The sequence below is a fragment of the Emticicia sp. genome, assembly GCF_049241225.1.
Taxonomy (GTDB): domain Bacteria; phylum Bacteroidota; class Bacteroidia; order Cytophagales; family Spirosomataceae; genus Emticicia.
In genome coordinates, this window is the sequence record NZ_JBMLRC010000497.1 from 1 (window position 1) to 4,247 (window position 4,247).

General features: G+C 37.5%; 5 protein-coding genes. 4 read left to right on the forward strand and 1 reads right to left on the reverse strand.

Going from position 1 to position 4,247, the window contains the following annotated elements; translation table 11 throughout:
* On the reverse strand, positions 1-391 hold a 391-nt coding region (locus tag ACOVO2_RS25790), incomplete at its 3' end, for a carboxypeptidase-like regulatory domain-containing protein (protein ID WP_421772743.1).
* Between the two features lie 272 nt (positions 392-663).
* On the opposite strand from ACOVO2_RS25790, the gene rsmA reads away from it, so the two are divergent.
* The 4 genes from rsmA to dtd form a co-directional block, all read left to right on the forward strand.
* Entirely contained in the window at positions 664-1,443 is a 780-nt protein-coding gene (gene rsmA, locus ACOVO2_RS25795; protein ID WP_421772744.1) for a 16S rRNA (adenine(1518)-N(6)/adenine(1519)-N(6))-dimethyltransferase RsmA, read from the forward strand.
* Positions 1,444-1,514: 71 nt separating this feature from the next.
* Positions 1,515-2,870, forward strand: a complete 1,356-nt coding sequence (mgtE, locus tag ACOVO2_RS25800; RefSeq protein WP_421772745.1) for a magnesium transporter — start codon at positions 1,515-1,517, stop codon at positions 2,868-2,870.
* 63 nt (positions 2,871-2,933) lie between these two features.
* The gene (locus ACOVO2_RS25805; RefSeq protein WP_421772746.1) at positions 2,934-3,974 is read left to right on the forward strand and encodes a PDDEXK nuclease domain-containing protein; all 1,041 of its coding nucleotides are present in this window, start codon (positions 2,934-2,936) and stop codon (positions 3,972-3,974) included.
* Positions 3,975-3,980: 6 nt separating this feature from the next.
* The coding region (dtd, locus tag ACOVO2_RS25810; protein WP_421772747.1) for a D-aminoacyl-tRNA deacylase at positions 3,981-4,247 on the forward strand (267 nt) is incomplete at its 3' end.

The window sequence follows — 4,247 nt, forward strand, 5'->3', positions numbered from 1 at the left end:
TTTCCATCGAACTCTTTTCAGCTTGTACTACTACTTCTTTCAAGGCATTGGCCGACGATTCAAGTTTTATATTACCAAAATCTTGCGTTGGATTTTCTTTTGTAACCGAAAAACTGGCAGTTTTGGTGTTTTTATACCCCATATACTCAACCTCAACTACATAATTTCCAAAAGGTGCAGGAATCGAAAACTCGCCTTTATCGTTGGTTATGTTTCCCGTAATGAGTTTATTATCAGTACTATTAGAAATACGAATACTCGCAAAACTCAATGGCTCGTTAGTGATGGCATCAACCACAATTCCTTTCACTTGAGCTTTGCTGCCCACTTGGGCAAAAAGAAGATTTTGAGAAAAGAAAATTAGACTAAAAGCGAGTAAAAAAGATTTCATAGATTGAGTTTTGAATAGATAGGATATTACAAATTACGTAATCAATGCTGAGATTTTATCAATAAATCTACATCTGATACTTAGAAGCCTATAAATGAGCATTTTTACTCGACAATTTTATTTACCACGGAGATACGGAGAACACGGATTTTCACGGAGCGGATTCTGTGTAAATCTTAAAATCTGTGCCTCCGTGGTAAATAAACTATAATTTAACGTTTTCAATAATCCATTTTTACCAATTCTACCAGAAAAAGACGTAATTTTGGCTTATGGAAAAAGTAAAAGCAAAAAAACACCTTGGCCAGCATTTCTTGAAAGATTTAGATGCTGCACAGAAAATCGTTAATCTGCAATCGCTGCACGGTGGATACAAAAAAGTATTGGAAATAGGCCCAGGAATGGGCGTTTTGACCCAATATTTATTACAAAGAACTGACTGCGAGACTTTTGTAGTAGAAATAGACCGTGAGTCTGTGACTTACCTCAACGAGCATTTCCCGATGCTCAGAGGCCGTATTTTCTCAGAAGATTTCTTGCAAATGAATCTGAGTAAGATTTTCGGTACTGAAAACGAGCCTTTTGGCATCATCGGAAACTTGCCTTATAATATTTCTTCGCAGATATTCTTCAAGGTTTTAGAGCATAAAGATTTGGTGCAAGAAATTGTATGTATGCTTCAGAAGGAAGTGGCTCAACGCATTGCTTCGGGGCCGGGTAAGAAAGATTATGGTATTTTGAGTGTGTTTTTACAGGCTTATTATGATATTGAATATAGTTTTACGGTTTATCCAGAGGCCTTTATTCCACCACCAAAGGTTGATTCGGGCATTATTCGTTTGAAGAGAAATAGCGTAGAGAAACTGGATTGCAACGAAAAGAAATTTGTGCAGGTAGTAAAGGCTGGTTTTAATCAACGACGTAAGACACTCCGCAATGCACTCAAGCCGCTGGGTTTGAATTTTGAGCATGATTTGCTGAACAAACGTGCCGAACAACTAAGTGTGGCTGATTTTATCTTATTGACCAATTTATTTGCCGAAAATGCTTAGTAAAAGTCTCATACTCAAAGACAAAAAAAGTAAAAACAGCCGACTAAGAACAATAAACTGAAAGACTGAAAATGACAACTTTCGAGCTAACCAAAGAGTATTTAGAGAAAATAGAAACTGCCATTGAGCAAAAAGACGAAACCTTGCTCAAGGCCGAGATGGAAGAGTTGTATCCTGCCGATATTGCCAGTATATTACTCGAACTTGATGGTGAACCCGCTCATTATCTGATGACACTCGTCGATACTGAGATGGGTGCCGAAATCTTGTCGCACATTGAGCCAGACGACCGCAAACGTTTTATCAAAGAGCGTTTTACGGTCGAAGAAATTGCCAAATACGTCAATCTTTTTGATTCTGATGATGCCGTCGATTTACTCAATGAGCAAACCATTGAAGTACGAGAAAAGGTAATTGCACTCATCGAAGACCGCGAACAAGCACGATTTATCTTAGATATGCTGCACTATCCAGAAGATGTGGCGGGCGGTTTAATGCAGAAAGAGTTGATAAAAGTAAATGCCAATTGGACGGTTAGTGAATGTGTGGAAGAAATTCGTCGCCAGGCCGAAGATGTAGAGAAAGTTTATGCCGTTTATGTGGTTGACGATGAGCAAAAATTGAAAGGAATTGTTTCGTTGAAACGCATTATTTTGGCTCGTAAAAACACCAAAATTGAGAATATTTTAGATGAAGATATAGTTTATGTAGAAACCACTCGCCCTGCCGAAGAAGTAGCCGAAATCATGCAACGCTATGACCTTGATGCGATTCCTGTTGTGAATACCTTGGGACGTTTGTTAGGCCGAATCACGATTGATGACGTGGTCGATTTCATTACCGATAAAGCCGAAGAGGATATTCAGGTAATGGCGGGTATCACGGGTGAGGCCGAAGAAGATGATAGCGTTTGGCAATTAGCAAAAGCTCGTTTGCCGTGGTTGATTGTGGGCGTAATTGGTAGTTTATTAGCTGCTACGGTTATCGGAAGTTTTGAAGATGAGTTCAAAAAAGTAGCAGCATTGGCAGCTTTTATTCCAATCATGGGTTCGACGGGTGGAAATGTGGGCATTCAGACCTCTTCTTTGATTGTTCAGAGTTTGGCCGAGAAGTCGGGAATTACGACCAGCCTGGGTCAGCGTTTATTCAAGATTATCTTGGTTGCTCTCGTCAATGGTTTGATAATTGGCTCATTGGCAGGTCTTTATATTTATGTCAGTGGCGAAACTCAACTGTTTTTTGTGGTGTGTTTGTCATTACTTTCGGTGGTGGTTTTGGCTTCTTTTACTGGTACAGTCACACCACTTTTGCTCGACAGACTCGGCATTAATCCAGCTATTGCTTCGGGACCATTTATCACAACTGCCAACGATATTATCGGCATTGGCACTTATCTGATGATTGCCAATTTGCTCTTGCATTTGTAGGTTTTTGACAAAAGAAGTGAGATAATAGATAAATGAGATTTTTACAAAAACTTTTGCTGTTTTATGGATATAGAAAAAGAAACTTTAGCCTACCAACAACTCGTTACTGATGCTGTAAACAGAGTTAGACAAGGACAAATAAAAGCTTTAAAAGCTGTCAACCAAGAGCAAATACAACTTTACTGGGATTTAGGCAAGATGATTGTCGAACGCCAAGAATTGTATAAATGGGGAAAGTCGGTCGTCGAAAACCTTGCTACTGATTTGCAAAAAGAGTTTCAAGGAATGATGGGAATGTCGGCCGCAAATTTATGGCGAATGAGAGCGTTTTATCTTGCTTATTATCAAAACATAATTCTCGCACCACTGGTGCGAGAAATTGGCTGGTCGCACAACTTTATAATTTTTGAAAAATGTAAAGACGAAACCGAAAGGCTATTTTATATCAATCAAGTCAGAAATTTCGGTTGGTCGAAAAATGTATTGATTCATAAAATTGAATTACAAACGTATCAGAAAGTAGTTTTAAGTCAGCAAAACTTTGATAAAACACTTCCCGATAACATTAATAAGCAAGCTGCATTAGCGGTAAAAGATGAATACACATTTGATTTCTTAGAGTTGGCAGATGAACATTCTGAGTATGAATTGGAGCAGGCACTCATCAATGATATAAGAAAGTTTTTGATTGAAATGGGCGGTGATTTCTCTTTTATTGGCAATCAGTTTGTGATTGATTTAGAAGGGAAAGATTACAAAATTGATATTTTACTATATCATAGAGGTATTCAGTCCTTGATTGCCATTGATTTGAAAATTGATGAATTTAAGCCAGAATATGCTGGAAAGATGAATTTCTATTTGTCATTACTAAATAATAAAATTAAGAAATCATACGAAAATCCAAGTATTGGCATCATTATTTGCAAAAGCAAGAGCCGAACAACCGTGGATTTTGCTTTGCAAGATGTAAATAAGCCTATAGGAGTGGCTACCTATTCGCTTACTAAAACGCTTCCTAATGAACTAAAGGATTTTTTTCCATCAAACGAAGAATTAATTAAAAAGATAGAGAGTTTTTCAAATGCTTTACAGCAAAAATAATTTACCATGATTGCAGTAATACAAAGAGTTACTCAAGCATCTGTTACGATTGAAAATGAAATAAAAAGCCAAATTGGCTTAGGTTTCATGATTTTGATGGGAATAACTCACACAGATAACCAAGAGGATATTGAGTGGTTATCGAAGAAAATCGTAGGCCTACGAGTATTTGGCGATGAGGAAGGTAAAATGAATTTAGATATTAAATCAGTTGATGGAAATATCCTGCTTATTAGTCAATTCACACTTCACGCCAGTACAAAAAAAGGAAAT

Coding starts and splice junctions, on each gene's coding strand:
- rsmA (WP_421772744.1), top strand. CDS start 664: ATGGAAAAAGTAAAAGCAAAAAAACACCTTGGCCAGCATTTCTTGAAA.
- mgtE (WP_421772745.1), top strand. CDS start 1,515: ATGACAACTTTCGAGCTAACCAAAGAGTATTTAGAGAAAATAGAAACT.
- ACOVO2_RS25805 (WP_421772746.1), top strand. CDS start 2,934: ATGGATATAGAAAAAGAAACTTTAGCCTACCAACAACTCGTTACTGAT.